Raw genomic sequence first — 22,939 nt, forward strand, 5'->3', positions numbered from 1 at the left:
CGGACCCGAAGCTACCCCGCCCCACGGCTCGGGCGCCACGTCCATCGGGCCGCCCGCCGGGTCCCCCCGGTGACGGCCACCGACGCCGCCAGCCGGTGGCCAACCACCCACGCGACGCGGTCGCCGACGGTGACGACAGCAGCGGCCGGGCGGTCGGCCCGGGGCACGCCGCGCTCGCGGAGGACGTCGACCACGAGCCGGGACCCGTCCATTCCCAGCGGGCGGATCCGGTCGCCGGGCCGCCACGAGCGGAGCGCGACCGGGCCGTCGACGCGGTCGGCGTCGACAACTTCGGTGAGCCGGTCCGGCGGGAACGCCGCCGGCACGGCGTCGAGCGGGGTCGAGACGAGGTGGCCGAGGTCGGGCGCGGGCACGTCCGTCTCGAACCGGAGCGCGTCGCGCTCGCGCCAGACGCGGACGCCGCCGGCCTCGACGCACGCCCCCACCTCGGCCTCCAACAGAGCGACGAGCCGGGCAACGACCGCCCGCGAGCGCGCGGCGTCTGGGGCCCACCGGGCGACCGCCTCCGCGAGCAGGACGGATTGGATCTCGGCGTCGAGGGCGGCCACCCCGAGCCCGAGGCGCTGGTCTCCCACCGCCAGACCGTCGAGGTGCCGTTGGACGACGGCGAGCCCAGCACGGGCGGCGTCGGCCGACGCGGCGATCCGGCGGTCGGCCCCGCCCTCGGCGCGAAGGGCGGGGAGGACGGTGTGGCGGAGGCGGTTCCGAGCGTAGACCCCGGTCGCGTTCGAGGGGTCGTCGCGCCAGGTCCATCCGGCCGCTCGCGCGGCGGCCTCGACGTCGGCGCGTGCCGATTGCAATAACGGCCTGACCAGGCGGACGCCCGGCGCCAGCGCCCGCTCCACCGGCATCCCGGCCAGCCCCCTCAGCCCGGCCCCGCGCGCGAGCGCAAGCAGGACGGTCTCGGCCTGGTCGGTCGCCGTGTGGGCCGTCGCCACCGCCGGGCACCCTTGCTCCCGAGCCGCGTCGGCGAGCGCGGCGTAGCGGGCGCGGCGCGCTTGGGCCTGCCGATTCCCCTCCCCCACCGTGACGGCCAGCCGAACGCACGGCACACCGAGCTTGGCCGCAAGCTCGGCCACGAACGCGCCGTCCGCGTCGCTGTCCGGGCGGAGCTGGTGGTCGACGTGGGCCGCGACGACGGGCTGGCCGATTTCGACCAGTGTGTGCAGAAGCGCCGTCGAGTCGAGGCCGCCGCTGGCGGCGACCAGAACCCGGTCGCCCGGCCCGACGGCCACCGCGTCGAGGCCGGCGCGGACGCTCGCCGCGAGCGTCACCGGGGCCGGAAGCGCCGCTCGATCTCGTCGGTCGACCACCGCGTCATGGTCGGCCGGCCGGCCGGGTCGGAGAAGGGGTCGTCGCAGCCGAACAGCTGGTCGACCAAGAGCCGGGCCTCGGTGGGGCCAAGCGGGTGGCCGGGGCGGATCGCGCTCCGCGCGGCCATGCTCCGGGCGAGGTTCTCGCGCGCGCTGAGCTGGAACCGGGCGTTCCGCCGGAACTGGGCCAGCAGGTCGTCCAGCACCTCGCGCTCGTCGCCCAGCGTGACGTCGGCCGGGACGCCGCGGACCAGGACGGGCTTGCCCTCGGGCGCCTCCATCTGGAACCCGAGCGCGCTGAGGTCGGGCAGGATCTCGCCCAGGAGGGCCCGGTCGGCGGCGCCGAGGTCGACCGTGAACGGGAACAGCAGCTGCTGGCTCACCGACATCCCGCTCGCCATCGTCGCGAGGGCTCGCTCGTACAGGATCCGCTCGTGGGCCGCCCGCTGATCGACGACGAGCAGGCCGGAGCGGACGGGCGACAGGAGGTAGCGACCGTGGAGCTGCCAGAACGTGCGGTCGAGGTCGTCCCCGCTGGGGTGGGACAGGCCGTCCATCTCGAGGTCGTCGCCGACGTCGGCGGTCCCGAGGCGCGCGGGGATCGGGCCGGTCGGCGCGTCCGGGACGAGGGGCGGGCCGGGCGCCGGGCCCGGCTCGGGCTGGACGGGGCGGGCCGGCGGCATGGCGTCGGCGCCCGAGCCGGCTTCGAGGCGAACGGTCGGCGCGGAGGGCGGGAGCACGGGGCCTCGCGCGCCGTCGCCGGCCGGCGGAGTGATCGGGGTGACCGGCGACTCCTCCTCGCCAGCGGCGTCGCGCGTCGAGGCCGGCGCCGCGTCGAGGAACGACGGCCGCGCCCCCGCGCCGACGGGCCGGGCGCCGGGGTCGAACGACAGGCCGAGCCCGCTCTCAGCGAGGGACCGCTTGACGACGGCCTTGACGAAGCTGTACACGCCCCGGTCGTCGTCGAACTTGACCTCCGTCTTGGTCGGGTGCACGTTGACGTCGACGTGGCGCGGGTCGACGTCGAGGAACAGCGCGTAGAGCGCGTGCTGGCGCTCGGGCAACAGCGCCCCGAACGCCCCGGCGACGGCGTGGTCGAGCGGCCGGCTCTTGACGAACCGGCCGTTGATGAACAGGTACTGCTCGCCCCGGCTCCGCCGCGCCCGGTCCGGCGAGGCGACCAGCCCCCGGACCGAGAGGTAGCTCGTCGCCTCCTCGACGGCCACGAGCGCCCCGTCGAGGCCCCCGCCTGCGAGCGCGTTCAGGCGGACGTCGAGCGCGTCCGCGCCGTCGTGGGCCGGGAGCCGCCACACCTCGGTGTCGTCGTGGACGAGCGAGAAGGCGACGGCCGGGTGCGAGAGCGCCAGCGCCTGGAACGCCTCGACCAAGTGCTTGAACTCGGTCGCCGGGCTCTTGAGGAAAGCCCGCCGCGCCGGCACGTTGTAGAACAGGTTCCGCACCGAGAGGCACGTCCCGACCGGCGCCGCGCACGGGGCCACGTCCACGACCTCGCCCCCGTGGACGCGGACGCAGGTGGCCGTCTCGTCGCCCCGGCGGCGCGTCTTGAGCTCGACCTGGGCCACGCTCGCGATCGACGCGAGGGCCTCGCCGCGGAAGCCGAGCGTCCGCAACCGTTCGAGGTCTTCGAACCGGCGGAGCTTGCTCGTCGCGTGGCGGCCGAAGCTGGCGACGGCGTCGGCCGGGCCCATGCCGCAGCCGTCGTCGGCGACCTGGATCAGCTCGCTGCCCGCTTTTTTGAGGACGACCTCGACCGACGACGCCCCGGCGTCGAGCGCGTTCTCGACCAGCTCCTTGAGCGCGTTCGCCGGCCGCTGCACGACCTCGCCCGCCGCGATCTTGCTCGCGAGCGTGTCGGGCAGGGCCTGGACGAGCCCGTCGGTGGCGGCGTCGGGCGGCATGGCTAGGCTAGCCGAAGAACCACCCCCCGAACGCGGTCACGCGCTCGACGATGGTCTCGATGTTGGCGTAGAAATAAAACGCGAGCACGAGCCCCAGGCCGACGGCGATGAACTGGGGCTGCTTGGTCTTGCGCTGGCGCCGCTCGCTGGGCCGCACGAACTGGAGCTGGCGCTTGCGGCGGGCCTCGGCGTCGGGGTCGTAGAACCGGGGCTGGTACGAGTACCCGCGCGGGCGAGCCATCTTGCCGCTGTTGAGTCCGAGCATGGGTCGATTCGTCGTGTGCGGCAAGGTAACGACCGCCACCGGGCGTCCGTGCCCGGGGTCGGCCGGAGGCAAGGTGGCTTGGGCCGGTGACACCGGACGGTCAGCCGGCGCGAAGCCGTGCTGCCGACAGAGACCTGGGACGACGCGGCCGGTGGACGCCTGCTGTCAAGACCGATGGGGAGAGCCCAAGGAGGAGTGGGGAGAGCCCAAGGAGGAGTGCGGCCCGCCAGCGCTTCGCCGGAGAGGATCTGACCGACCCGACGTCGCGGCGCCGACGCTCCAACGACCGAGCAGTCCTCCCACGAGGGGTGCAGGGCGAGGCTTCCCCTACCGTACCGGAAACGCCCTACTTGACAAGAACCTGGTTATGGGGGTTCTACCGCGTGGTGCCGTCTACGACCGCGCAAGGAGGCTGTCGTAGTCCGCGTGAGACCCGATCCAGAACCACACGACGGTGTCGTCGTCGATCTGACCCACTGCCCGGTACCCCTTCGACACCCGGGCCGAGTAGAGCGGGGCCGTCGTGTGGACCCGCTTGAACTGGAGGCTCGGGGGGTGCGGGTCGGCCGCGGACTGCCGGTACGCCTTCCACGCCTGCTCCTGGACCTTCTCCGGGAGCGCGTCGAGCCGCTTGCGGAACGCCTTCGTCGTCTTCGACCGCACCGCTACGGCCGCCCGAGTCCGTCCGGGTCGAGGTCCTCCGTCTCCCCCGCCCGGTGCTCGGCCATCGCCTCGGCCGCCAGCGCGGCGAGCGTGTCCTGGGACTGGGCGAACGCGGCGTCCCACCGGGCGTCGTCCTCGATCTCGTCGAGGAGGAGCGAGGCGAGGGCGTCTTGCTGGTCGTCCGGGAGGGCGGCGGCCTTCGAGACCGCCTTCTCTAGCAGGGCCGTCATGGCGAGAGCGAGGAGGTTGAGGTCAACGTACGCCGGGGGGTGCCGCCCGTTTCTGAGCGCGGTAGAACAGATGGACGCTCAGCCGCGTGAAGCTGAGGGCACAGCACTGGGCCGAAGCGGTGGAGACGCCGAAGCTACGGACGGCCGAGAACGCTGGCGCTTCACGTCGGCCTGCAGCGGCGGGTTACACCGCGCGGTGGATTTGCTGACGGTACTCCTCCTCGAACTGGACGCCCGCCCGTAGATAATGCCGGAGGCTCTGGAACGATTCGTCTATCCCGATCACCTCATTCAGTCGAAGCTCGGCGTCCCGGTGGGGGCCAACGATTGCGCTGATTAGGCGACCGATGCGTTGGAGCGAGTCGTGGACGTCTCGGAATGTGACCGGATGTTCCTCCGTGACCTCGCGCTGCGGTTCAGAGAAGTAATCGCCCGCGATATGGACGAAGTACGCATTTCGCTGCTTCCGAAATCGCGCGAGCACGTCCTCGACTTCGCCGAGGATCGCTCGGCCTCGTGCGACCGCTTCCTTGACCTCGTCTGGCCCGCCAGCGCGGAACGCTTGGGGGTGTCGCTCCGCGTATCTGAGAAGCGTGTAGACGCTGACGGCCCCGCGCGTTGTGTCAATCAAACGATTGAGCCGCAGCGTGGCGCAGTCGATGTGAGCGTTAAAGGTTGAGCGGAAAAACGCGGGCGCCGTCTCGATCAACTCCGGCTCGTCGCGTCCGAGATCGTTGATGTGACGCCAAAACTGGTAATGGACTATTCCGTTCAGGCATTCCCTTGTGAGTCGCTCGATCAGCCTGTCCAGATGGTCGCCGGGCGTGCTCATTGGTAGCGCGGTGTAACCAGAAGTTCTGCTGACTGCTCGTCGGCAACAAGTCTCCCTCTCACTCCGCGTCCGCCGTCCGGGCCGAGACGAGGTCGCTCTGGACGTCACGCGGCACGGGGTCGTAATGGCTCGGACGGGCCCGGTGGAGCCCGCGGCCCTGCGTCATCGAGCGGAGCGACGTCGAGTAGCGGTAGAGCTCGGCCTCGGGGACGTGGGCCACGATCTTCTGGAACGGCCCCTCGGCGTCCATCCCCTGGATCCGCGCGCGGCGCGTGTTGAGGTCGCCCAGGACGTCGCCCATGTAGGACTCGGGCACCAGCACCTCGAGCTCGACGACGGGCTCCAGGATGGCCGGCTGGGCGTCGCGGAACCCGTCGCGGAAGGCCATCTTCGACGCCGTCTTGAAGGCGTTCTCGTTCGAGTCGACCGAGTGCATCGACCCGTCGAACACGACCACGCGGACGTCGCCGACCGGGTACCCGGCGACCGGCCCCTCGCGCAGCATCTCGGCCACGCCCTTCTGGATGGCCCCGAAAAACCGCTGCATGTCGATGACGCCGCCCACGATCGCGTCGACGTAGTGGACGCGGCTGCCCCAATCGGTCTCGGCCGTGTGCTCGCCCCGGACCTTCATCGTCCCGTCCGGCACGAAGTCGCGGTCCATCGGCTCGACCCGGATCGAGATCTCGGCGAACTGGCCGGCCCCGCCCGTCTGCTTCTTGTGGCGGTAGCGGGCCTCGGCCCGGCCCCGCACCGTCTCGCGGTAGCTGATCTTGGGCCGCGCGAACGCGACCTCGACGCCGGCGCGGTTCTTCAGCCGGTACTTCGCGATGTCGAGGTGCATCTCGCCCTGCCCGGCGAGGGTGACCTGGCCGAGGTGAGAGTCGTGCTCGACGACGAGCGACGGGTCCTCCTTGACGATCTGGGCGAGCCCTTGCGCCAGCTTGTCCTCCTCGCCCTGGCGCGCGGCGCGGATCGCCAGCCGCATCCGGGGCTCGGGGTACTCGACCGGCGTGACCACGGCGTCCGAGCCCCGCGCCCGCAGCGTGTCGCCGGTCGACGTGTGCTTGAGCTTGACCGTCACGCCGATGTCGCCGGCCACGAGTTGGGGGACCGAGTCGCGGTTCGTCCCGTTGACGGCGAAGAGGGCGCCCAACCGCTCCGTCGTCCCGTCGCTCGCGTTCTCGAGGTCCATCCCGCCCGTCAGCATCCCGTCGTAGACCTTGAGGTACGAGTACTCGCCGACGTGCTCCTCGGCCATCGTCCGGAACACGAAGGCGACCGGGTCGGCCTGGGCGTCGACCGAGACCGTGCCCGCGTCCATGTGCGGCGGCTCCATCTCGGCCGGGTTCGGGCAGACGTTGTCGATAAAGCTCATCAGCCGCGACACGCCGACGTTCTCGCTCGCGACGGTCAGGAAGACCGGGAACAGGTCGCGCGCGATCATGGCCTTGTGCAGGCCCGTCCGCATCTCGTCCTCCGTCAGCTCGCCCTTGTCGAAGTACAGCTCCATGAGCCCCTCGTCGTTCTCGGCGATGCTCTCGACGAGCTCGTTGTGGAGCTGGGCCGCGCGCTCCGAGAAGGCGTCGCCGATGGGCTCGAAGTGGGCCTGGCCGCGGTCGTCGAACCGGATCTGCTTCATGAGCAGGACGTCGACGATGGTCCGCGTGCCGGCCCCGGCGGGGAGCTGGACCGGGATGGCCGCCCGGCCGTAGCGCCCCTGGATCTTGGCCAGCGTCGTGGCGAAGTCGGAGTCGGCCGTGTCGAGCTTGTTGAGGACGAAGAGGGCCGGCGTCTCGGTCATCGCGGCGTAGGTCCACGCCAGCTCCGTCCCGACCTGGACGCCCTCGGCCGCGTCGATCACGAACGCGGCCGTGTCGGCGACCTTGAGCGCCGTGATGGTCTCGGCCGAGAAGTCGAGGTAGCCCGGCGTGTCGAGCACGTTGATCTTGTGGCCCTCCCACTCGGCGTGGAGGACCGACGTGAACACGGACATCTCGCGCTCGCGCTCGCTCTCGTGGAAGTCGCTGGCGGTCGAGCCCTCGGCCACGGTCCCCATCCGAGGGACCGCCCCGGCGCTGAACAGCATGGCCTCAGCGAGGGTCGTCTTCCCGCTCCCCTGGTGGCCCACCAAGGCGACGTTGCGGATGTGGGCGGCGTCGTAGACGGTCATCGGGCGGGTCGGCGGCGAGCCGGGTGGAGGGGCGCCAAGATGCCCGGGCGTGAAGGGAATGTCAAGGAGGGATGGGTCGAGCGGGTTCTACGGGTCGAGCGGGTTCTGCGGGTTGGAGCCGATGGGCTGCCCGATCCGTCCGACCTGCGCTCCGACCTGTCCGACCCGCGTAACCTGCGGGACCCGCAGAACCCGTCCCCCCTGTGCTCACCCTCGGACTCGACACGGCCACCGACGTCTGCGCCGTCGCCCTGCTCGACGGCGACCGCGTGCTGTTCGAGGCGACGCTCGACGTGCCGCGCTCGCACGGACGGCGGCTGGCGCCCCTCGTCGCCCAGGCGTTCGAGCACACCGACCGGACGCCCGCCGACCTCGGCTTGGTCGCCGTCTCGGCCGGGCCCGGCTCCTACACCGGCCTGCGGATCGGGATGAGCACGGCCAAGGGGCTCGCGCTGGCGACTGGCGCCGACGTCGTCGCGGTCCCGACGCTGCGGGCGCTCGCGGCGACGCCCGGGCTCGACGGGCCCGTCGCTGTTTTCCTCCCCTCGCGACGCGGCGAGGTCTACGCCGCCGTCTACGACCGGGGAGAGCCGGTCCGCGAGCCGAGCGCGCTCGCCCTCGACGCCGTAGCCGACTGGCTCCCCGCCGACCTCGCTGGGCTGGGCGGCCCCGGAGCCGACCGGCTCGCCGACGTCCGGCCGGACCTCGCGCGGCTCGGCCTCCGCCCGTCGGCCGTCGTCGTGGCCCGGCTCGGGCGCCAGCGGCTCCGGGTGTCGGGAGCCGACGACGTGGCGGCGCTCGAGCCGCTCTACCTCAAGCCCGTGGCGACGTCATAGCCCCGGGGTATCTTGCGCCCCTCGACCCTATGACGGCGCCTCGTTGCCTCCAGAGCGCGTTGCGCAGTGATTCGGTGAGTCGGAGGGCCCGCGAACGCGCCGGCTGGCGACGACGCGGGCCGTCGAGCCCGGACCCACCGCCCCACCGACGCACCGAACCCCTGACCCACTGACCCCATGGCCTGGTTTAAGCGAGAGACGGCCGGCATCCAGACCGACCGCCGCGACCGGAACGAGACGCCCGAGGGCTACTGGCAGAAGTGCCCCGAGTGCGACACGATCACGAGCCAGCGCGAGCTCGAAGAGAACCTGTTGGTGTGCCCGTCGTGCGGCCACCACTTCCCGATGTCGGGGCTCGGCTACCTCCGCCTGCTGTTCGACGACGGCGCCTACACGCGCCACGACGCCCACCTCCACTCGACCGACCCGCTCGGGTTCGTCGACCAGAAGACGTACCCGGACCGGATCGCGGCGGCCGACCGCAAGACCGGCCTCAACGACGGGATCGTGAGCGGGACCGGCCGGATCGGCGGCCACCCGGCGTCGGTCGCCGCGATGGACTTCAGCTACATCGGCGGGTCGATGGGCTCGGTCGTCGGCGAGACCGTGGCCCGGGCCGTCCGTCGGGCGGTCGACGAGGAGCGGGCGTGCGTCGTCGTCAGCCAGTCCGGCGGGGCGCGGATGATGGAGGGCGCGCTGTCGCTGATGCAGATGGCCAAGACGAGCGCGAACCTCGCCGTCTTGGCCGAGCGCGGGTTGCCCTACGTCTCGGTCCTCACGCACCCGACGACGGGCGGCGTGACGGCGTCGTTCGCCATGCTGGGCGACCTCAACTTGGCCGAGCCCGGGGCGCTCATCGGGTTCGCCGGCCCGCGCGTGATCCGCGAGACCATCGGCCGGGACCTCCCGCCCAAGTTCCAGACGGCCGAGTTCCTGGTCGAGAAGGGGTTCGTGGACCGGATCGTCCCGCGCGACCGGCTCCGCCCGACGCTGTCCTCGCTGTTCGACTGGACGTTCTCGTCCGAGACGACGGCCGACGTGCCGGCAGTCGCCCAGGACGAGGTCCGCGTCGAGGGATAAAGTCCGCCACTTGCCCTTCAGAACTGGCGGACCCCCTGTCCCGTCGCCCATCGCTGCGCTCAGGGGCGATGGACGCGCGGGCGGGGGGTCTCCCGGCCACGTGCGGTCGACGTCGCCAGCCCCTCCCAGGGCGGGCAGCCCCCGGTGGCCACCGGGTACCTTCGGCGGTCCCTCCGCCTGCCTATGCCGCGCCTCGTCCTCGTCGCCGCCGCCCTGTGGGCCGTCTCCGCCAGCGCCCAGATCGACGAGGGGCTGCTGCCGCTCGACGACCCGGTCCACCGGTTCCTCCAGCACCAGCAGACGGCCGGCGCGCTCGACGGGGCGCTGCTGACGACGCTGCCGCTCTCGGCCTACGAAGCCCGGCGGATGCTCGACACGCTGGCGACTCGCGTCGAGGCCGGCGACGTCCGACTGGGGACGGCCGACCGGGCGCGGCTCGACCGGTTCCGCGGCGTGGCCCCGGCACCGGGCGCCGAGTGGGCGCGCCGGCGGCTCGGCTCCAGCGTCTACGGCGACGGCGAGACGCTGCTGGCGGCCGACGGCGACGGCTACGCCGTCCGCGCCCAGCCGCTGCTGTACCTCACGCCCGGGCTCACGCGACGGACCGAGCGACCGGACCGCGACGCCCGCATCCCGACGTACCGGCTCTCGCGCGGCGTCGGCGTGGCCGGCCACGCGGGGCCCGTCTTTTTCGACGCGACCGTCCTGGAAAACCAGGAGCGCCCGGCCGAGGTCGAGTGGGAGTCGTTCACGGCGCCGCGCCTGGGGTTCACCAAGCTCATCGGCGACGACGACGTGTACGACTACATCGCAGCGACGGGCGTCGTGGGATTCACGTCGCGGTTTTTCGAGGTCCGCGCCGGGCGCGAGCGCGCAAACTGGGGGTTCGGCGAGGGCTCGCTCGAGTTGGCGGACTACACCGCGCCCCAGGACCACGTCGAGATCCGGGCCCGGTTCTGGCGCGTCCGCTACACGAACCGCTATTCGCGGCGGGTCCGGCCGGTCGAGCGCGTGCCGGGCGATCCCCAGCTCTACCCGCGCAGCTACTCGGCGCTGCACCAGCTGGCCATCGACCTACCCGGCGGCGTCCAGGCCGAGCTGTTCGAGATCGTCGCGTTCGCCGACGACTCGACGGGCGGCGCGCGGCGCGGGTTCGAGCCGGCCTACCTCAACCCGTTCGTCCTGTACCGTGCCGTCGAGGGCGACCTCGGCACGTTCGACAACGCCCTGCTCGGCGTCGGGCTGGCGTGGAACGCGGCGCCGGGATACCGAGCGTATGGCCAGTTGCTGATCGACGAGCTCCGGTTCAGCGAGCTCGGCAACGACTGGTGGGGCAACAAGTGGGGGGTTTTGGTGGGCGCCCACGTCGTCGACCCCGGGTGGGGCGACGCGCGGCTCCGGGGCCTCTCGCTCCGGGCCGAATACGCGCGCCAACGGCCGTACCTCTACACGCACCGCTCCGAGTCCAGCGCCTACGTCCACTACGGCGATGGGCTGGGCCACCCGGCCGGGCCCAACACGTCCGACCTCTCGACGTGGGCGCTGTACGCGCCGCTCCCCCGCCTCGAAGTCGGGCTCCACGTCTCGCACACGGTCCGCGGGCGGAACACGGCGACCGAGAACTTCGGCTCGGACCCGACGCTGACCTACGACACGCGGACGTCGAACTACGGCGTCGAGACGTTGCAGGGCGTCCGCCAGCGCGAGACGATCCTGGAGGCGTGGACCGGCGTCGAGGTGCTGCCGGAGGCCGTGCTCGGCGTCGGCCTCACGTATCGCGGCGTGGACGATGACGGGCTCGGGCGGGACCGGGCCGTGACCGGGTTCGCCCAGCTCCGGTGGGGCTTGCCCTACCAAACGCGGCGGTTTTAGGGCGAACGCGGGAGTTCTCCAGATCTGTCATCCTGAGCGGAGCGAAGGATCTCGACTCGATCCATCGGGCCTTGAACGGCCGGTGTCGAAGGCGTGAGCGTTCGGCGCTGAGATCCTTCGCGAGCGCTCAGGATGACAGGATGCTGATGTTGCAGCGCAGCGGGCCCAAGTGGTGGACCCGGACCGTCTCGGCGATGGTTCACGCCGGAGCGTTCCCCTCCGAGAGAGAGTCGACCGCGGGGGCCAGCTCCAAACCCAACCGCTCGGCGAGCATCTGCGCCCAGCGCTCGGTCAGGATCGGCCGGTCGAACTCGGCCTCGAACACGGCCCGGGCCTGGCGGCCGGTGGCCCGGCGCGCGTCGGGGTCGTCGGCGAAGCGATGGAGGGCGGCGACGACATCGGCGGCGGCCCCGCCTTTCTCCGGGTCGATCACCTCGCCGACGCCGTGCTCCTGGATCGTCTGGCCCGGCTCCGACCGCTCGGGGCCGACCATCAGCGTCGGCCGGCCGGCGGCCATGATGCCGTAGAGCTTGCTCGGGACGGCGATCCCCGCGAACGCCTCCTGCAACGTGAGCAGGTGGACGTCGGCGGCCGATAGCGACTCGGCGATCTGCTCGCGCGGGACGTAGTCGTGGACGCTCGCGTTCGCCAGCCTGTGCTCGGCGATGAACGCCTCGATGGCCGCCCGCCGCGGGCCCGACCCGATGAACACGAACCGGAACTGGTCGTCGTCCCGCAACAGACGCATGGCTTCCAGCACCTCGTCGAAGCGGTGGGCGAGCCCGGCGTTGCCCGAGTACATCACCGTGAGCTGGTCGTCGCGGAGCCCGAGCGACCGGCGGACGCCGTTGTCGGCCGGCTCGACCGGGCGGACCTCGTCGCTGCTGCTCCACACGCCGATCGTCTCCTGCCGACTGGCCGGGACGCCGCGCGACGCGATCCGCTCCTTCATGCGGAAGCCGAGGTCGACGACCACGTCGGCGTGGCGGTAGCCGGCGTCGTTGAAGGCGTGGAGCCGGCGGGCGGCGACGCTGTCGGGCCGGAGCATCCCGAGCGCGATCTCGGCGTCGGGGTGGAGGTCCATCGACCAGACGGCGTAGCGCTGGCCCCGGAGTCGCCTTGCGAGGGACGCGGCGTAGCCGAGCAGCGGCGGCGTCGTGCAGACGACGACGAGGTCGTAACGGGGGCCGGACAGCAGCCGACGGACCACGCCGGCGTAGTACCCGGCGTAGTCGGCCACGCGGCCGGCGTTCGAGCCGCGCCCGAACGAGGTCGTTGCGAGGCGGCGGATGCGGACGCCGTTCCGCACCTCCTGGGCCGGCGCCGCGAGGTCGCCCGAGACGTACTTGCCCCGGCCCGTCAGCACGTCGACGACGAACCCGCGTCGGACGAGGTCCTCCGCCAGGTCGGTCAGGATCTGCCCGGTCGCGGCGACGTCCGGCCAGTAGTGCTGGTTGACGAACAGGAGGCGGGGGCGGGACATGCGAGGCGGCGCGGGGGACGGTCCTCCATGTTCGGCCGGAACCCTTGCAAGATGAAGCGGCTGCGGGCGAATGCCCCCGCTCTTCCCACACCGATGGGGTCGATGCACGATGCGTCAGCGGAGCGGTCGGATCGCCCTACTCTGTCATCCTGATACGGAGTCGGAGAGTTCGCTGTGCATGAGTGCTCCTCCCGATTCCCCCTCACCCTGTCCCTCTCCCTCGGGGAGAGGGGACCTCGTAGGAGAGTGCACGGCTTTCTCCGCGATCCCGTATGAGCGTCAGCGAAGGGTCTCAGCTCGGACGTCCGAGCTGAGATCACCGGCCGAGAGGGCTTGGAGAGTCAGTGTTGAGATCCTTTGTCGCTCCGCTCCTCAGGATGACAACGTGGGGTGGTCGCGGCGCTGGGCCCCGTCCCCGCCCGTCACCGCTTGCGGGCGAACACGAAGAACTGGTTCTGGAGCGGGCCCGGCAACAGCCGGTGGAGCACGGCCCCGAGCCGGTACGCCAGCGGCGAGAACGCGAAGTAGGTCGGCTCGCCGGCGTGGCGGACGACCTCGACCTCGAAGGCGTCGCCCAGCGCCCGCCGCACGGCAGACACCGTGTTCATCCGGTAGAACGTCGGGAACACGTCGTGGCTCTCACGGCTCTCTTGGGCGCTCCCGACGACGCGCGCGTGGAGCCGGTTCGGCACCGCCTGGGCGACGAGCGCGACGTAGCCCAGCTTGTTCGGCGTCCGGGCGCAGAACACGCCGCCGGGCCGGAGCACGCGCGCCAGCTCCCTCGCGTAGGCGCCGGGGGCCTCGACGTGCTCCAGCACGTAGTCTGACAGGACCAGGTCGACCGAGGCGCCGTCGACGGGCCAGCGGTCGACGTCCTCGATCAGGCGGAAGGCGTCGAGCGTCGGGTTGTCGGCCGCGTCCGGGTCCACGTCGATCCCGAGCACGTGGGCGCAGCGGCCCCGGAGGTTGCGGAGGTCGCGCCGGAACGGGACGGCGTTCTCCTGGCTCTTCCCGCGCCCGCAGCCGACGTCGAGCACGCGCGTGTCGGGACGGAGGAGCGACTGGACGCGCGTGTAAAACGCGACCGTGCCGTCGACGCGCGAGAACCCGCCGAAGCGGGCCTCGGGGTAGGCGCTCTGATGGAGAGAGGGGTTCGCCATGACGGGCTCAGCCGTAACCGAGATCGGAAAGGAGCGGTTCGAGATATGGGTCGATCTCGACGGGGTCGAGGTCGTCGTCGTAGGGCGTCCCGTTGCCCTCGTCGACGAACGTCCGGGCGTAGTCGCGGACCTCGGCACTGGGCGGCAGCTCAAAAAAGTCTAGGATCTGGGCCATCACCGTCTCGGGCGAGGCCATCACGTCCTCGAAGCGGACCGTCATCTGCTGCTCGGCCGGGACCGTCGCCAGCCCGTCGAGCGCCGCAGCCACGCTCTCGCGCCACTGCACGGCGCACGCGGCCACCACGCCCTTCTCGTCGCGGACCTCGCGGATGCCGGGGAACTGCGGTCCCCACACGAACGCCTTTGACGGGAAAAGCTGGCGGCCGACGACGTCGCGGAGCACGGCCGCCGCGTAGAACGGGGCGTCGCGGAGCGGGACCTCTAGGTTCGAAAGTCGCCGCTTGAGCGCCCGCTTGTCCGGCGTCTTCGTCCACATCCGCAGCGCCGACCGGGTCACGGCCCGGCCGTCGCGGACGACGTGGAGGAACCGGGCCTCGGGCAGCACGGCGTGGACGAACCCGACGCGGAAGCAGTTGCTCGGCGTCTTCTCCATGAACCGGGGCTTCCCCGCGCGGCCGGCGTAGCGCGCGAACGACCGCCGGATGTAGCGGCGGACGGCCGGCGTCGCCTCCGAGGCGTCGCGGCGGTCGTCGGGCGCGAGCGGCCGGCCGACCTTCCAGACGTACTTCGGCTCCATCCAGAACGCGACGTCGGGGTGGCGCTGGAGCACGCGGCTCGTCATCGACGTGCCCGAGCGGGCCGCGCCGACGATGACGAGCGGGCGGTCGAGCGGCGTCATCCGCCCTGCTGCGCGAGGTACCACGCGACGGTCGCGTCGAGGCCCTCCTCGACCGACACCGGGAGCGGCCCGCAGACCGCCTCCGTCTCGGACAGGTCGATCACGTACTCGGTCAGGATGTTCGTCAGCCGGAACGAGTTGAACGGGAAGGCCCGGAGCCCGATCGCGTTGAGCGCGTCGCCCGCCCTCGCCAGCACCCGGGCCAGCGTGAGCGGGACCGTCGGGATGGGGCGGGCGCCCATCCGGCGCTGCAACCCGTCGGTGTAGTCGCGGAGCGAGAGCGGGTCGTAGTCGGCGAGGTAGAACACCTTGCGCTGGATCGCCTCCGGCGGGGCCAGGACGAGCTGGCGGTACTGGTGCGCGATGTTGGCCGCGTAGGCGTACGACTTCATGAGCGGCCCGCGGCCGGCGTGGAAGTACCGGCCCCGCTGGATGTAGCGCAGGAGGGCCTGGTAGTGCGCGTTCATGTGGGGCCCCCAGACCGTCGTCGGCCGCGTGATGCACCACGGGACGCCGCCGCCGTCGAGCTCGTGGACGATCTGCTCGCCCTGCACCTTGCTCCGGCCGTAGACCGTCGTGGGGCAGAAGTCGGTGTCCGACCTCGGCGTATACCCGACCTTGCAGACGAGCTGAGACGACGTGTAAACGGCCCGCCGGACGGAGCCGGTCGCGCGGACCGCCCGGCACACGTTGCGGACGCCATCGGTGTTCACGGCGTAGTCGGCCAGCGTCGCCGTCTTGTCGAGGTCCGTCCGCGCCGCCAGGTGGATGACCGCGTCGGGCCGCTCCGTCGCGAACACCTCCAGCAGCCGGTCGGCGTCCAGGATGTCGCAGACGTAGGTGTCGTACGCCGGCCGGCCGGCCCGCGGCTCCTTGTCGACGGCGATGACGTGGTGGCCCCGCTCGACGAGCAGGTCCGAGACCCACCGGCCGAGCATCCCGTCGGTGCCGGTCACCAGGATGCGGTCGGGCGTCATGCCGGGGCGGGTGTGGCCGTGAGCGAGCGGAAGATCCCGTCCCAGACGTCGCCGTAGCGGTCGAGGCCGAACCGAGTGCGGACCCGGGCGAGCGCCGCCGCCGCCAGCGACCGCCGGAGCCCGTCGTCGGTCGCCAGCCGCTCGACGGCGTCGGCGATGGCGGCCGGCGTGGTCTCGTCGAGCAGGACGGCCGTGCCCTCGCCGAGCGTCGACGGGATCTCGCCGGCCCGGCTCGTGACGAGCGCGCAACCGCTCGCCATCGCCTCGAGGAGCACGAGGGGCTGGGCCTCGACGGGGAACCGGCTCGGGAAGACGAACACCTGAGCGGCGTCGAACAGCGCCTGCTTCTCGGCGCCCCGCGCGCCCGGGACCCACTCCGCCCGGACGCCCGCCCGCGCGTTGATCCGGCCGAGGGCGGCCTCGATCCACGCCGCCTTGGCCTCGACGGTCGTGAACCGCGTGCAGAACGACGTGAACGCCGGCGGCCCGCACAGGACGGCCTCGACCGGGCGTCCGAGGCCGCGCCCGGCCAGCAGCTCGACGGCCTCCAGGAACTCGGGGTACCCCTTCGACTCGACGAGGAGGCTGAGGTGGAGCAGGCGGAGCGGCTCGTCGGCCCCGAGCGAGTGTTTTTCTTCGACGGCGGCCGGGGTCGCCGGCGCCAGCTCGCACGTGTTCTCGACCACGACGACGCGGGCCGGGTCGATCCCCCACTCGACGAGCCGCGCCCGCTGGTTCGGCCCGAGGACGGTCACCACGTCGGCCGCGCCCAGGATGCGGACGAACGCCCGGGCCTCGGCCGACGCGCGCGGCCACCCCATGAACACGCTCCCGTGGAGCGACACCACCTTCGGCACGGACGGCCGGAGCCGGTCCGCCAGGCGGACGGGCCAGCCCATCTTGGCGAAGGCCGCCCGGCTCTGGGGCAGGTTCACGTGCAAGACGGTCCCGGCGCGGACGGTCGCGGCCAAGGCCCGCCAGCACCGCGCGACCTGGGCGACGTAGCCGAGGTACCGGGCGACCCGGCCGGCGGTCCGGTCGAGCGCCGGGAACTCGACGGCCCGGAACGTCCACCCCCGCTCGGCCAGCGCCTCACGGATCAGCGCGGTCGCGGCGTACTGGCCCGAAAAGCTGATCGGGCTGTCGTAGACGAGGGTGATGGTCCCGGCCGGGCCTCGCTCAGTCATACAGGTGGAATCCGTACGTGTCGCAGAGCTGGTGATAGTAGGCCAGGGCGCGGTCGTCGAAGTGCTCCTGCCACTGCCCGGCCGTCCCCTTCCGTGCGAACACGAAGGACGGGTCGTGGTTCTTGAACGACTCGGGGCTCGCCTTCTGCGCGTCGCGCATCCGTTGCAGGCCCGACGCCTCCAGGGCCGCCTCGATCCGCTCCGGGTCCGACGGGATCCCGCAGAAGTCGCACAAGGCCCCGAACGTCTCGACGGGCGCGGCCTTGAGGTCCTCGTAGCGCGTGACGAGGCCGGCCCGGGGCGCCCACGAGGCGTAGTGCTTGAAGAACGGCTCCAGCCCCATCTCGTCGTCCCAGATGAGGTCGTGGATCGAGCCTTCCAGGTCGAGCGTCCGCTTGGCCTTGGCGTAGTGGTACAGCGAGACCATGATGTCGCGCGGGTCGCGGACGGTGAGCGCCGTCGGGTGGGGGCCGAAGAGGAGCGGCGAGTAGGGCAGGTGGGTCTTGACCAGGCGGGGGCTCGAAGCGAACGGCCAGGGCGTGAACAGCGACGGGTGGCCGTACTCCGGCATGGCCGCGTTGACCTCGTCGAACGTAGCCGCCGACGCGCTCCCCGTTAGCATGTTGTAGAGGAAGAAGCGGACCCAGGTGCTCCCGGTCTTCGGATAGAAGGCCAGAATGACGTCGTCGCGTTCCATCGTGAGCCGGCTCCGCCCGTAGAGCGCGAGCTTGTCCAAGACGTAGGCGGGCCGGGTCAGCTTACGGCGGTACTGCATCGGGGCGTGTGGACCTCCGCGAGAGCGGGTCGCGCGAGGTCATGGGGGGGCCGGAAGATCGGACGGCAGACGGCGCCGCTGGGATAGATACCGGGGCCGGCTGCTTGGTGTCGGTCCGGCGTGGGCCGAGTGTGGGAGGATGGGGGTGCGGGAGAGGATCAGACGAGACGCGGGCTCCCACTCCCCCACCCTCCACCCGGGTTGGGTGCGAGAGGTCCACACGACGCCTAGGTCCATCGCTCGGAGAGACGCGGGGCGGACGGCCGGTTCTCGGACGGCAGCCGCTCCAGGACGGCTTCGGTGTGGCGGATGTGGGGGCCGAAGCGGTCCAAGAGCCCCGCCCGCTGGCGGTCGCTCAGCTCCGGCGCCGGCTCGCTCACGCGCGACAGGAGCCGGTGCATCCGGTCCGTGACACGCGCCAGCTTACGCCCGGTCGTCAGCCGTTCGAGCGCGATGACGGCCCGGTTCCGTGTGTTCACCTTGGGCCGGGCGCCCAGGCTCTCCGGCACGAACGCCGGGTCGACGCCGAGGTGCCGGTACACCCTGCGGACGACGCCGCCCGGGTCCTGTTGGACGTCGTCGTACAGGACGACCAGCAGGCTCTCCGGCCCGAAGCGGTCGAGGTACGGCTCGAGCTGCTGCCCGTAGAACCCGCGCGTGACGAGCTCGTCGACGAACCGGTCGGGGTGGCGCTCGGGGAAGCCGGGCGGCTGGCGCAGGAGGCCCTCGACGTGCCGGTCCAGCGGCTCGTTCGGGAGCTGGTTCTTGCGGAGCGACCAGAAGTAGGCCGAGACCAGCCGGTCGACGGGGTTCCGCAGCATGGCCACCAGCCGGGGCGCCGCGACGTGCTCGGCGATGGCGGCCGGCGCGTCGGCGTCGAGGAGGTAGTCGACGGCCACGTCGCCGCCGACGGCGCCCGGCGCCGCGTCCGCAAACCGGCCGAGGTACCAGTCGTGCCCCTCCTCCCGATAGAGCGGGCTGCCGAGGTAGCCGTGCTCGATCTTCGACGACGGCAGCACGACCTCGGGGTGGTCGCGGAGGCAGTAGTACAGCCACGACGTGGCCGACTTCTGGGCCCCGAGCACGAAGAAGCGGAGGTCGGCGTCGGTCATGGTGTGGGCCGGGCCAGGGCTTTCGAGACCTCGGAAAGAGAGCCTCCCCCTCTCGGAGCATCAGAGCTGACGAGTTCTGTGTGGGAGATCAAACTGCTGGACAAAACAACCGTCATTCCCGCGCACGCGGGGATCCATAGGGAGCCGCTCGCCGAAGACGAAGCGACGGATGGATTCCCGCGTGCGCGGGAATGACGACTGTTGGTTCGATAGACGTGAACGAACTTAGAGGCCGGACCCATTTAGAGCGAGAGGGCTCGAGTGGGGGGGCCGTCCGCGCTCGGAGTGTGGCCACTTCCCTCACTCTGTCCCACAGGGAGAGGGGACGCCGCCGGGGGAGTGCGCAGCGGCCTTGGGACTGGGGGCGTCGCCGGGTCAAACAGGCCGTCCGCAATCAAGATCGGGGTGAGCGCCTGGGCGCCGCGATGGTTCATGTGGAGCCGGTCAGCGAAGAGCGACGGGTCGTCGAGCGCGTTCGAATAGTCCCAGATGGGTGTGCCGTTGGCGGCTTGGCGGACACGCGCGAGCCACGCATCATAGGTACCGATCTTCTCGCGGAACGCTGGCAGGTACGGCCCGATCACCAGCCGCAGCTCGACCCCCTCCGCCCGGCAGAAGGCGACGATGCGGCCGAGCGCGTCGAGGTTCTCCGGCCGCGCGCGGAGCTCGGTCGGCCCCCCGCGGCGCGTCGCCTCGACCAGCTCGGGCGAGACCGTGTAGCGGTTGATCTGCCCCTGGTCCGACGCGCCCGCCGAGCCCAGCGCCCGAAACAGCAGCTCGCCGTTGTAGTCGAACAGGGCCGACACCCGGCGGGCCGCCGCGACCGACGCCGGGACCGCCCCGTCGAGGTAGGCGTCGAGCCGGGCCGACTCGGCCCCGAACGGGAAGAACGTCGCGAACTGATCGACGCCTCCGGCCACGCCCGTCACCTCCAGCACCACCAGCTCGGGCGCCGGGTTGCGCTCGACGTAGTCGCGGAGCAGGACCTCCGACAGCGCGGTCGGCGCCCCGTTGGCGCTGGCGTTGAACACGGGCCGGCCGAGCGCCCGTTCCAACGTCGGCGCGTGGAAGGTGTTGACGCCGCGCGAGTTGCCGAGCACCAGGACGCCGCCGGGCGCGTCGCCCCGGTACAGCACGGCGAACCGGTTGCCCGTGTGCATCACGGCGCTGTGGAGCCCGGCCGCGAGCGCCCGGTCGCCGGCCACGACGAGCGCGACGAGCGCGAGCGCCCAGGCGATCCGCTTCCAGGCCGGCGTCGTGTCCATCAGAACTGGAAGTAGATGAACTGGCCCCCGTCGAACGTCCCGAACAGGACGATGAGCCACAGGGCCGCCGCGTACGCCAGCGTCCGGGCGACAGGCCGGTCCAAGACCGCGCTCGGTACGACGACCGTCTTGCTCCACGCCTCAGCCGTGACCAGCATCCCGATCAGCAGGAACCCCTTCAGCACGACCACCTTGAGCTGGACGTCGGCGAACGCGAGCCGGTCGAGGCTGGCGATCTGCTGGAGGATGTCCATCGACGTGGCCCAGGTCGGGCTGCGGAAGAAGATCCAGGCGAAGCAGGTGAGCGCGAACACGACGACCAGCGAGAGGCCGTCCGACACCACGCGCGGGATTCGGAGCCGCTCGACGAGCCGCCCGTAGCTCGGGCCGATCAGCCGCTGGAGCACGAGGTAGAGCCCGTGGAGGGCGCCCCACAGCACGAAGTTCCAGCTCGCCCCGTGCCACAGCCCGCCGAGCAGCATCGTGATGACCAGGTTCCGATAGGTAAACAACGTCCCGCCGCGGTTGCCGCCGAGCGGGATGTAGAGGTAGTCGCGGAGCCAGCTCGACAGCGAGATGTGCCACCGCGTCCAGAACTCGCTGAAGCTCCGGGAGAAGTACGGCGTGTCGAAGTTGACGCCGAAGTCGTAGCCCAGCATCCGCGCGAGCCCGATGGCGATGTCGGAGTAGCCCGAGAAGTCACAGTAGATCTGGAACGCATAAAAGAACACGCCGATCACGACGCTGATCGGCGTGAACGCCTCGGGCGCGTCGAACACGCGGTCCACGAACGGGGCCAGCGAGTCGGCGATGGCCACCTTTTTGACGTAGCCCAGCAGCACCTGGCCGAGCCCGAGCAAGAACCCGCTCCACAAAAACGGGTGGTCGCGGCGGAGCTGGGGCAGCAGCAGGCTCGCCCGGACGATGGGCCCGGCCACCAACTGGGGGAAGAACGCGACGTAGGTCGCGAACCGGAGCAAGTTGCGCTCGACCTCGATGGTCCCCCGGTACAGGTCGATCGAGTAGCTCAGCGTCTGGAACGTGTAGAACGAGATCCCGACTGGCAGGATCACCGCCAGGAACGCCGGCGACTCGCTGAACCCGAAAAAGCCCGTCGCCCGCCAGACCGAGTCGAGGAAGAAGTTGAAGTACTTGAAGACGGCCAGCAGGCCCAGGTTGCTGGTCAGGCTCAGCATCAGCCACCGCCTCTTCGCCGGCTGGGCCTCGGCCCCCGCGATCTTGAGCCCGACGACGTAGTCGATCCCGGTCGACAGCGCGATGAGCCCCAGGAAGCGCCAGTCCCACCACCCGTAGAACAGGTAGCTCCCGGCCAGGCACACCGCCAGCCGGGCCGCCCCGCGCGTCGCGAAGTAGGCGGCGAGGAACGCCGGGAGGAAGACCAGGAACGGGATGCTGTTAAACAGCATGCGGCCGTCTCCCCTTCCGGACCTGGACGAACACGATGATGACGGCCAGCGGGAGCAGGGCCACAAAGAGGGCCACCACCATCTGGCTGAACCCGCCGGTCACCGTCGTCCACGCGACCGGGATCAGGACGACGGCGTAGACCGTGGCCCCGGCCGCGTTCGAGAGGACCGGCCGGAACGTCTCGTACACCCACCGGAGCCCGACCCCGATCAACAGCGGCACCAGCACGACGCCCAGGACCCCGAAGTTGAGGTACGCCTCGGCGATCATCCCCGGCGGGACCCCGGCCCGTTGCATGTCGAAGATCTCGCGGCCGATGATGGGCCCGGCCCCGAGTGGCGGCTTGTCGAGCCAGACCGTCCGCGGGACCGGCATGAACACCCAGGCCACGTACGACACCCCGTACTGGTAGCCGATCCGGTCCGGGACGCCCTCGACGATGTGCGACGTCTTCGACAGGTCGAGGAAGTGGCGCCCGCCGACCGTCGTCTCGAGCAGGGCGTCGACGCCGAGCACCTGGCTGACGTCGGTCAGGTCGCCGGTCTTGGGGCGGAGCGCCGTCAGCACGAGCAAGAGCGCCAGCATCCCGACGCCCATCGAGACCACGAGCCACCGCGGGATCCGGCCCCGGACGCACTTCCAGATCACGAGCGCCTCGATCAAGATCATGAGCACCTTGGTCCGGCTGCTGTTGAAGAACGGGAAGACGACGGCCATCGCGACGAGCACGGCGATCACGGCGACCACGGTCCAGCCCAGCCGCCCCCGCCGCGTCAGCGCCCACGCCAGCGCGAACAGGAACACGGGCCCGACGACCGAGGCGCCCCACCGGTAGTACCCCAGCGCGCCCCGCTCGAACTCGGCGCCCTCGACCTGGTAGAACCGCTTGCGCGAGACGTCCTGCAGGACGCCCGTGATGCCCAGCTTGTCGACGTACAGCACCATCGACAGGGCCGCCACGCCGATGGCGACCAGGCCGATCAGGAGGAGCCGGTTCCGGCTCCAGACGTCCTGGCCGAACAGCCGCGTCCGCCACAGGCGGGGCGCGGGCAGGGCGTAGAGGTAGCCCGCGCTCAAGGCCGCCAGCCCGACCAGCACGAGGACGGCCCCGTTGAGCAGGAACGCCGGCTCCTGTCGCCAGAGCATCAGGAAGTCCACCGCCGCCGGGGGCCCGAACGCGATGTAGGCCGGCTTCAGCGTCACGCCGACGGCGACGGCCAGCATCACCAGGCTGATCGGCTCGACGACGTCGTAGTCCGTCTTCAGGACCGGCACCATCAGGAGCACGCCCAGGCACGCGGCGCCGGCCACGTTGAGGAGCGCGAGGTCGACCGAGTCGAGGACGACCAAGGACACCGCCGCCATCCCCAACGCGAACACGACGACCGCCAGTCCCAGGCCGAGGACCGTCCGGCGGGCCCCGTGCGGACGCGCTGGGCGGAGCCGGCCGGAGGCCCGGAGGGTGAGGGGGCTGGGGAGCATCCGGGGC

Annotated in this window: 20 protein-coding genes; 3 read left to right on the forward strand and 17 right to left on the reverse strand. The window is 71.5% G+C overall.

What is annotated here, in order from left to right; translation table 11 throughout:
- Positions 1–11 precede the first annotated feature (11 nt).
- The 7 genes from tilS to ACOOHE_RS10160 all read right to left on the reverse strand — a co-directional run bounded on the left by tilS (position 12) and on the right by ACOOHE_RS10160 (position 7,416).
- On the reverse strand, positions 12–1,295 hold the full coding sequence (gene tilS / locus ACOOHE_RS10130; RefSeq protein ID WP_420453965.1) for a tRNA lysidine(34) synthetase TilS: 1,284 nt from the start codon (positions 1,293–1,295) through the stop codon (positions 12–14).
- Positions 1,292–3,253 (reverse strand): DNA mismatch repair endonuclease MutL, encoded by a 1,962-nt coding sequence (gene mutL / locus ACOOHE_RS10135; protein ID WP_420453966.1) that lies wholly within the window; start codon positions 3,251–3,253, stop codon positions 1,292–1,294. Before mutL ends, tilS begins: the two co-directional genes overlap by 4 nt.
- A gap of 7 nt (positions 3,254–3,260) precedes the next feature.
- Entirely contained in the window at positions 3,261–3,518 is a 258-nt protein-coding gene (locus tag ACOOHE_RS10140) for a hypothetical protein (protein WP_420453967.1), read from the reverse strand.
- Positions 3,519–3,911: 393 nt separating this feature from the next.
- Positions 3,912–4,181 (reverse strand): type II toxin-antitoxin system RelE family toxin, encoded by a 270-nt coding sequence (locus tag ACOOHE_RS10145; protein WP_420453968.1) that lies wholly within the window; start codon positions 4,179–4,181, stop codon positions 3,912–3,914.
- A gap of 2 nt (positions 4,182–4,183) precedes the next feature.
- Positions 4,184–4,411 carry a hypothetical protein gene (locus ACOOHE_RS10150; protein ID WP_420453969.1) on the reverse strand — a complete coding sequence of 76 codons (228 nt, stop codon included), beginning with the start codon at positions 4,409–4,411 and terminating at the stop codon, positions 4,184–4,186.
- Between the two features lie 184 nt (positions 4,412–4,595).
- The gene (locus tag ACOOHE_RS10155; protein ID WP_420453970.1) at positions 4,596–5,243 is read right to left on the reverse strand and encodes a hypothetical protein; all 648 of its coding nucleotides are present in this window, start codon (positions 5,241–5,243) and stop codon (positions 4,596–4,598) included.
- Between the two features lie 58 nt (positions 5,244–5,301).
- A complete protein-coding gene (locus ACOOHE_RS10160; protein ID WP_420453971.1) occupies positions 5,302–7,416 on the reverse strand; it encodes an elongation factor G in 2,115 nt (704 codons plus the stop codon).
- A 203-nt stretch (positions 7,417–7,619) separates the two neighbouring features.
- On the opposite strand from ACOOHE_RS10160, the gene tsaB reads away from it, so the two are divergent.
- The 3 genes from tsaB (at position 7,620) to ACOOHE_RS10175 (ending at position 11,204) form a co-directional block, all read left to right on the forward strand.
- Positions 7,620–8,252, forward strand: a complete 633-nt coding sequence (tsaB, locus tag ACOOHE_RS10165; RefSeq protein ID WP_420453972.1) for a tRNA (adenosine(37)-N6)-threonylcarbamoyltransferase complex dimerization subunit type 1 TsaB — start codon at positions 7,620–7,622, stop codon at positions 8,250–8,252.
- Between the two features lie 177 nt (positions 8,253–8,429).
- Positions 8,430–9,332: an acetyl-CoA carboxylase, carboxyltransferase subunit beta gene (gene accD, locus ACOOHE_RS10170; RefSeq protein ID WP_420453973.1), complete on the forward strand. Its 903-nt coding sequence runs from the start codon at positions 8,430–8,432 to the stop codon at positions 9,330–9,332.
- A gap of 183 nt (positions 9,333–9,515) precedes the next feature.
- Positions 9,516–11,204 (forward strand): hypothetical protein, encoded by a 1,689-nt coding sequence (locus tag ACOOHE_RS10175; RefSeq protein WP_420453974.1) that lies wholly within the window; start codon positions 9,516–9,518, stop codon positions 11,202–11,204.
- A 199-nt stretch (positions 11,205–11,403) separates the two neighbouring features.
- Here ACOOHE_RS10175 and ACOOHE_RS10180 read toward each other — a convergent pair whose 3' ends face one another.
- From ACOOHE_RS10180 to ACOOHE_RS10225, 10 genes are all read right to left on the reverse strand, one after another.
- Complete coding sequence (locus ACOOHE_RS10180; RefSeq protein WP_420453975.1) at positions 11,404–12,687, reverse strand: glycosyltransferase family 4 protein; 1,284 nt, start codon at positions 12,685–12,687, stop codon at positions 11,404–11,406.
- Positions 12,688–13,109: 422 nt separating this feature from the next.
- Positions 13,110–13,847, reverse strand: a complete 738-nt coding sequence (locus ACOOHE_RS10185; protein ID WP_420453976.1) for a class I SAM-dependent methyltransferase — start codon at positions 13,845–13,847, stop codon at positions 13,110–13,112.
- A 7-nt stretch (positions 13,848–13,854) separates the two neighbouring features.
- A complete protein-coding gene (locus ACOOHE_RS10190; protein ID WP_420453977.1) occupies positions 13,855–14,706 on the reverse strand; it encodes a sulfotransferase family protein in 852 nt (283 codons plus the stop codon).
- Complete coding sequence (locus ACOOHE_RS10195) at positions 14,703–15,683, reverse strand: NAD-dependent epimerase/dehydratase family protein (RefSeq protein WP_420453978.1); 981 nt, start codon at positions 15,681–15,683, stop codon at positions 14,703–14,705. Before ACOOHE_RS10195 ends, ACOOHE_RS10190 begins: the two co-directional genes overlap by 4 nt.
- A complete protein-coding gene (locus tag ACOOHE_RS10200; RefSeq protein WP_420453979.1) occupies positions 15,680–16,870 on the reverse strand; it encodes a glycosyltransferase family 4 protein in 1,191 nt (396 codons plus the stop codon). The genes ACOOHE_RS10195 and ACOOHE_RS10200 overlap by 4 nt, the downstream gene beginning before the upstream one ends.
- Positions 16,863–17,645 (reverse strand): sulfotransferase domain-containing protein, encoded by a 783-nt coding sequence (locus ACOOHE_RS10205; RefSeq protein ID WP_420453980.1) that lies wholly within the window; start codon positions 17,643–17,645, stop codon positions 16,863–16,865. The genes ACOOHE_RS10200 and ACOOHE_RS10205 overlap by 8 nt, the downstream gene beginning before the upstream one ends.
- A 227-nt stretch (positions 17,646–17,872) precedes the next feature.
- A complete protein-coding gene (locus ACOOHE_RS10210) occupies positions 17,873–18,757 on the reverse strand; it encodes a sulfotransferase domain-containing protein (RefSeq protein ID WP_420453981.1) in 885 nt (294 codons plus the stop codon).
- 242 nt (positions 18,758–18,999) lie between these two features.
- The gene (locus ACOOHE_RS10215; RefSeq protein ID WP_420453982.1) at positions 19,000–20,022 is read right to left on the reverse strand and encodes a hypothetical protein; all 1,023 of its coding nucleotides are present in this window, start codon (positions 20,020–20,022) and stop codon (positions 19,000–19,002) included.
- The gene (locus tag ACOOHE_RS10220) at positions 20,022–21,449 is read right to left on the reverse strand and encodes an MBOAT family O-acyltransferase (protein ID WP_420453983.1); all 1,428 of its coding nucleotides are present in this window, start codon (positions 21,447–21,449) and stop codon (positions 20,022–20,024) included. The genes ACOOHE_RS10215 and ACOOHE_RS10220 overlap by 1 nt, the downstream gene beginning before the upstream one ends.
- Positions 21,439–22,932 carry a hypothetical protein gene (locus ACOOHE_RS10225; RefSeq protein WP_420453984.1) on the reverse strand — a complete coding sequence of 498 codons (1,494 nt, stop codon included), beginning with the start codon at positions 22,930–22,932 and terminating at the stop codon, positions 21,439–21,441. The genes ACOOHE_RS10220 and ACOOHE_RS10225 overlap by 11 nt, the downstream gene beginning before the upstream one ends.
- Between the last annotated feature and the right edge of the window lie 7 nt (positions 22,933–22,939).

It is taken from the genome of Rubrivirga sp., from assembly GCF_965213695.1.
Classification (GTDB): Bacteria; Bacteroidota; Rhodothermia; order Rhodothermales; family Rubricoccaceae; genus Rubrivirga.

What these genes read in the sequence shown, in the direction of transcription:
- mutL (WP_420453966.1), bottom strand. Translation starts at nt 3,253, where the DNA reads ATGCCGCCCGACGCCGCCACCGACGGGCTCGTCCAGGCCCTGCCCGAC.
- ACOOHE_RS10140 (WP_420453967.1), bottom strand. Translation starts at nt 3,518, where the DNA reads ATGCTCGGACTCAACAGCGGCAAGATGGCTCGCCCGCGCGGGTACTCG.
- ACOOHE_RS10150 (WP_420453969.1), bottom strand. Translation starts at nt 4,411, where the DNA reads ATGACGGCCCTGCTAGAGAAGGCGGTCTCGAAGGCCGCCGCCCTCCCG.
- ACOOHE_RS10155 (WP_420453970.1), bottom strand. Translation starts at nt 5,243, where the DNA reads ATGAGCACGCCCGGCGACCATCTGGACAGGCTGATCGAGCGACTCACA.
- ACOOHE_RS10160 (WP_420453971.1), bottom strand. Translation starts at nt 7,416, where the DNA reads ATGACCGTCTACGACGCCGCCCACATCCGCAACGTCGCCTTGGTGGGC.
- accD (WP_420453973.1), top strand. Translation starts at nt 8,430, where the DNA reads ATGGCCTGGTTTAAGCGAGAGACGGCCGGCATCCAGACCGACCGCCGC.
- ACOOHE_RS10175 (WP_420453974.1), top strand. Translation starts at nt 9,516, where the DNA reads ATGCCGCGCCTCGTCCTCGTCGCCGCCGCCCTGTGGGCCGTCTCCGCC.
- ACOOHE_RS10180 (WP_420453975.1), bottom strand. Translation starts at nt 12,687, where the DNA reads ATGTCCCGCCCCCGCCTCCTGTTCGTCAACCAGCACTACTGGCCGGAC.
- ACOOHE_RS10185 (WP_420453976.1), bottom strand. Translation starts at nt 13,847, where the DNA reads ATGGCGAACCCCTCTCTCCATCAGAGCGCCTACCCCGAGGCCCGCTTC.
- ACOOHE_RS10190 (WP_420453977.1), bottom strand. Translation starts at nt 14,706, where the DNA reads ATGACGCCGCTCGACCGCCCGCTCGTCATCGTCGGCGCGGCCCGCTCG.
- ACOOHE_RS10195 (WP_420453978.1), bottom strand. Translation starts at nt 15,683, where the DNA reads ATGACGCCCGACCGCATCCTGGTGACCGGCACCGACGGGATGCTCGGC.
- ACOOHE_RS10200 (WP_420453979.1), bottom strand. Translation starts at nt 16,870, where the DNA reads ATGACTGAGCGAGGCCCGGCCGGGACCATCACCCTCGTCTACGACAGC.
- ACOOHE_RS10205 (WP_420453980.1), bottom strand. Translation starts at nt 17,645, where the DNA reads ATGCAGTACCGCCGTAAGCTGACCCGGCCCGCCTACGTCTTGGACAAG.
- ACOOHE_RS10210 (WP_420453981.1), bottom strand. Translation starts at nt 18,757, where the DNA reads ATGACCGACGCCGACCTCCGCTTCTTCGTGCTCGGGGCCCAGAAGTCG.
- ACOOHE_RS10215 (WP_420453982.1), bottom strand. Translation starts at nt 20,022, where the DNA reads ATGGACACGACGCCGGCCTGGAAGCGGATCGCCTGGGCGCTCGCGCTC.
- ACOOHE_RS10220 (WP_420453983.1), bottom strand. Translation starts at nt 21,449, where the DNA reads ATGCTGTTTAACAGCATCCCGTTCCTGGTCTTCCTCCCGGCGTTCCTC.
- ACOOHE_RS10225 (WP_420453984.1), bottom strand. Translation starts at nt 22,932, where the DNA reads ATGCTCCCCAGCCCCCTCACCCTCCGGGCCTCCGGCCGGCTCCGCCCA.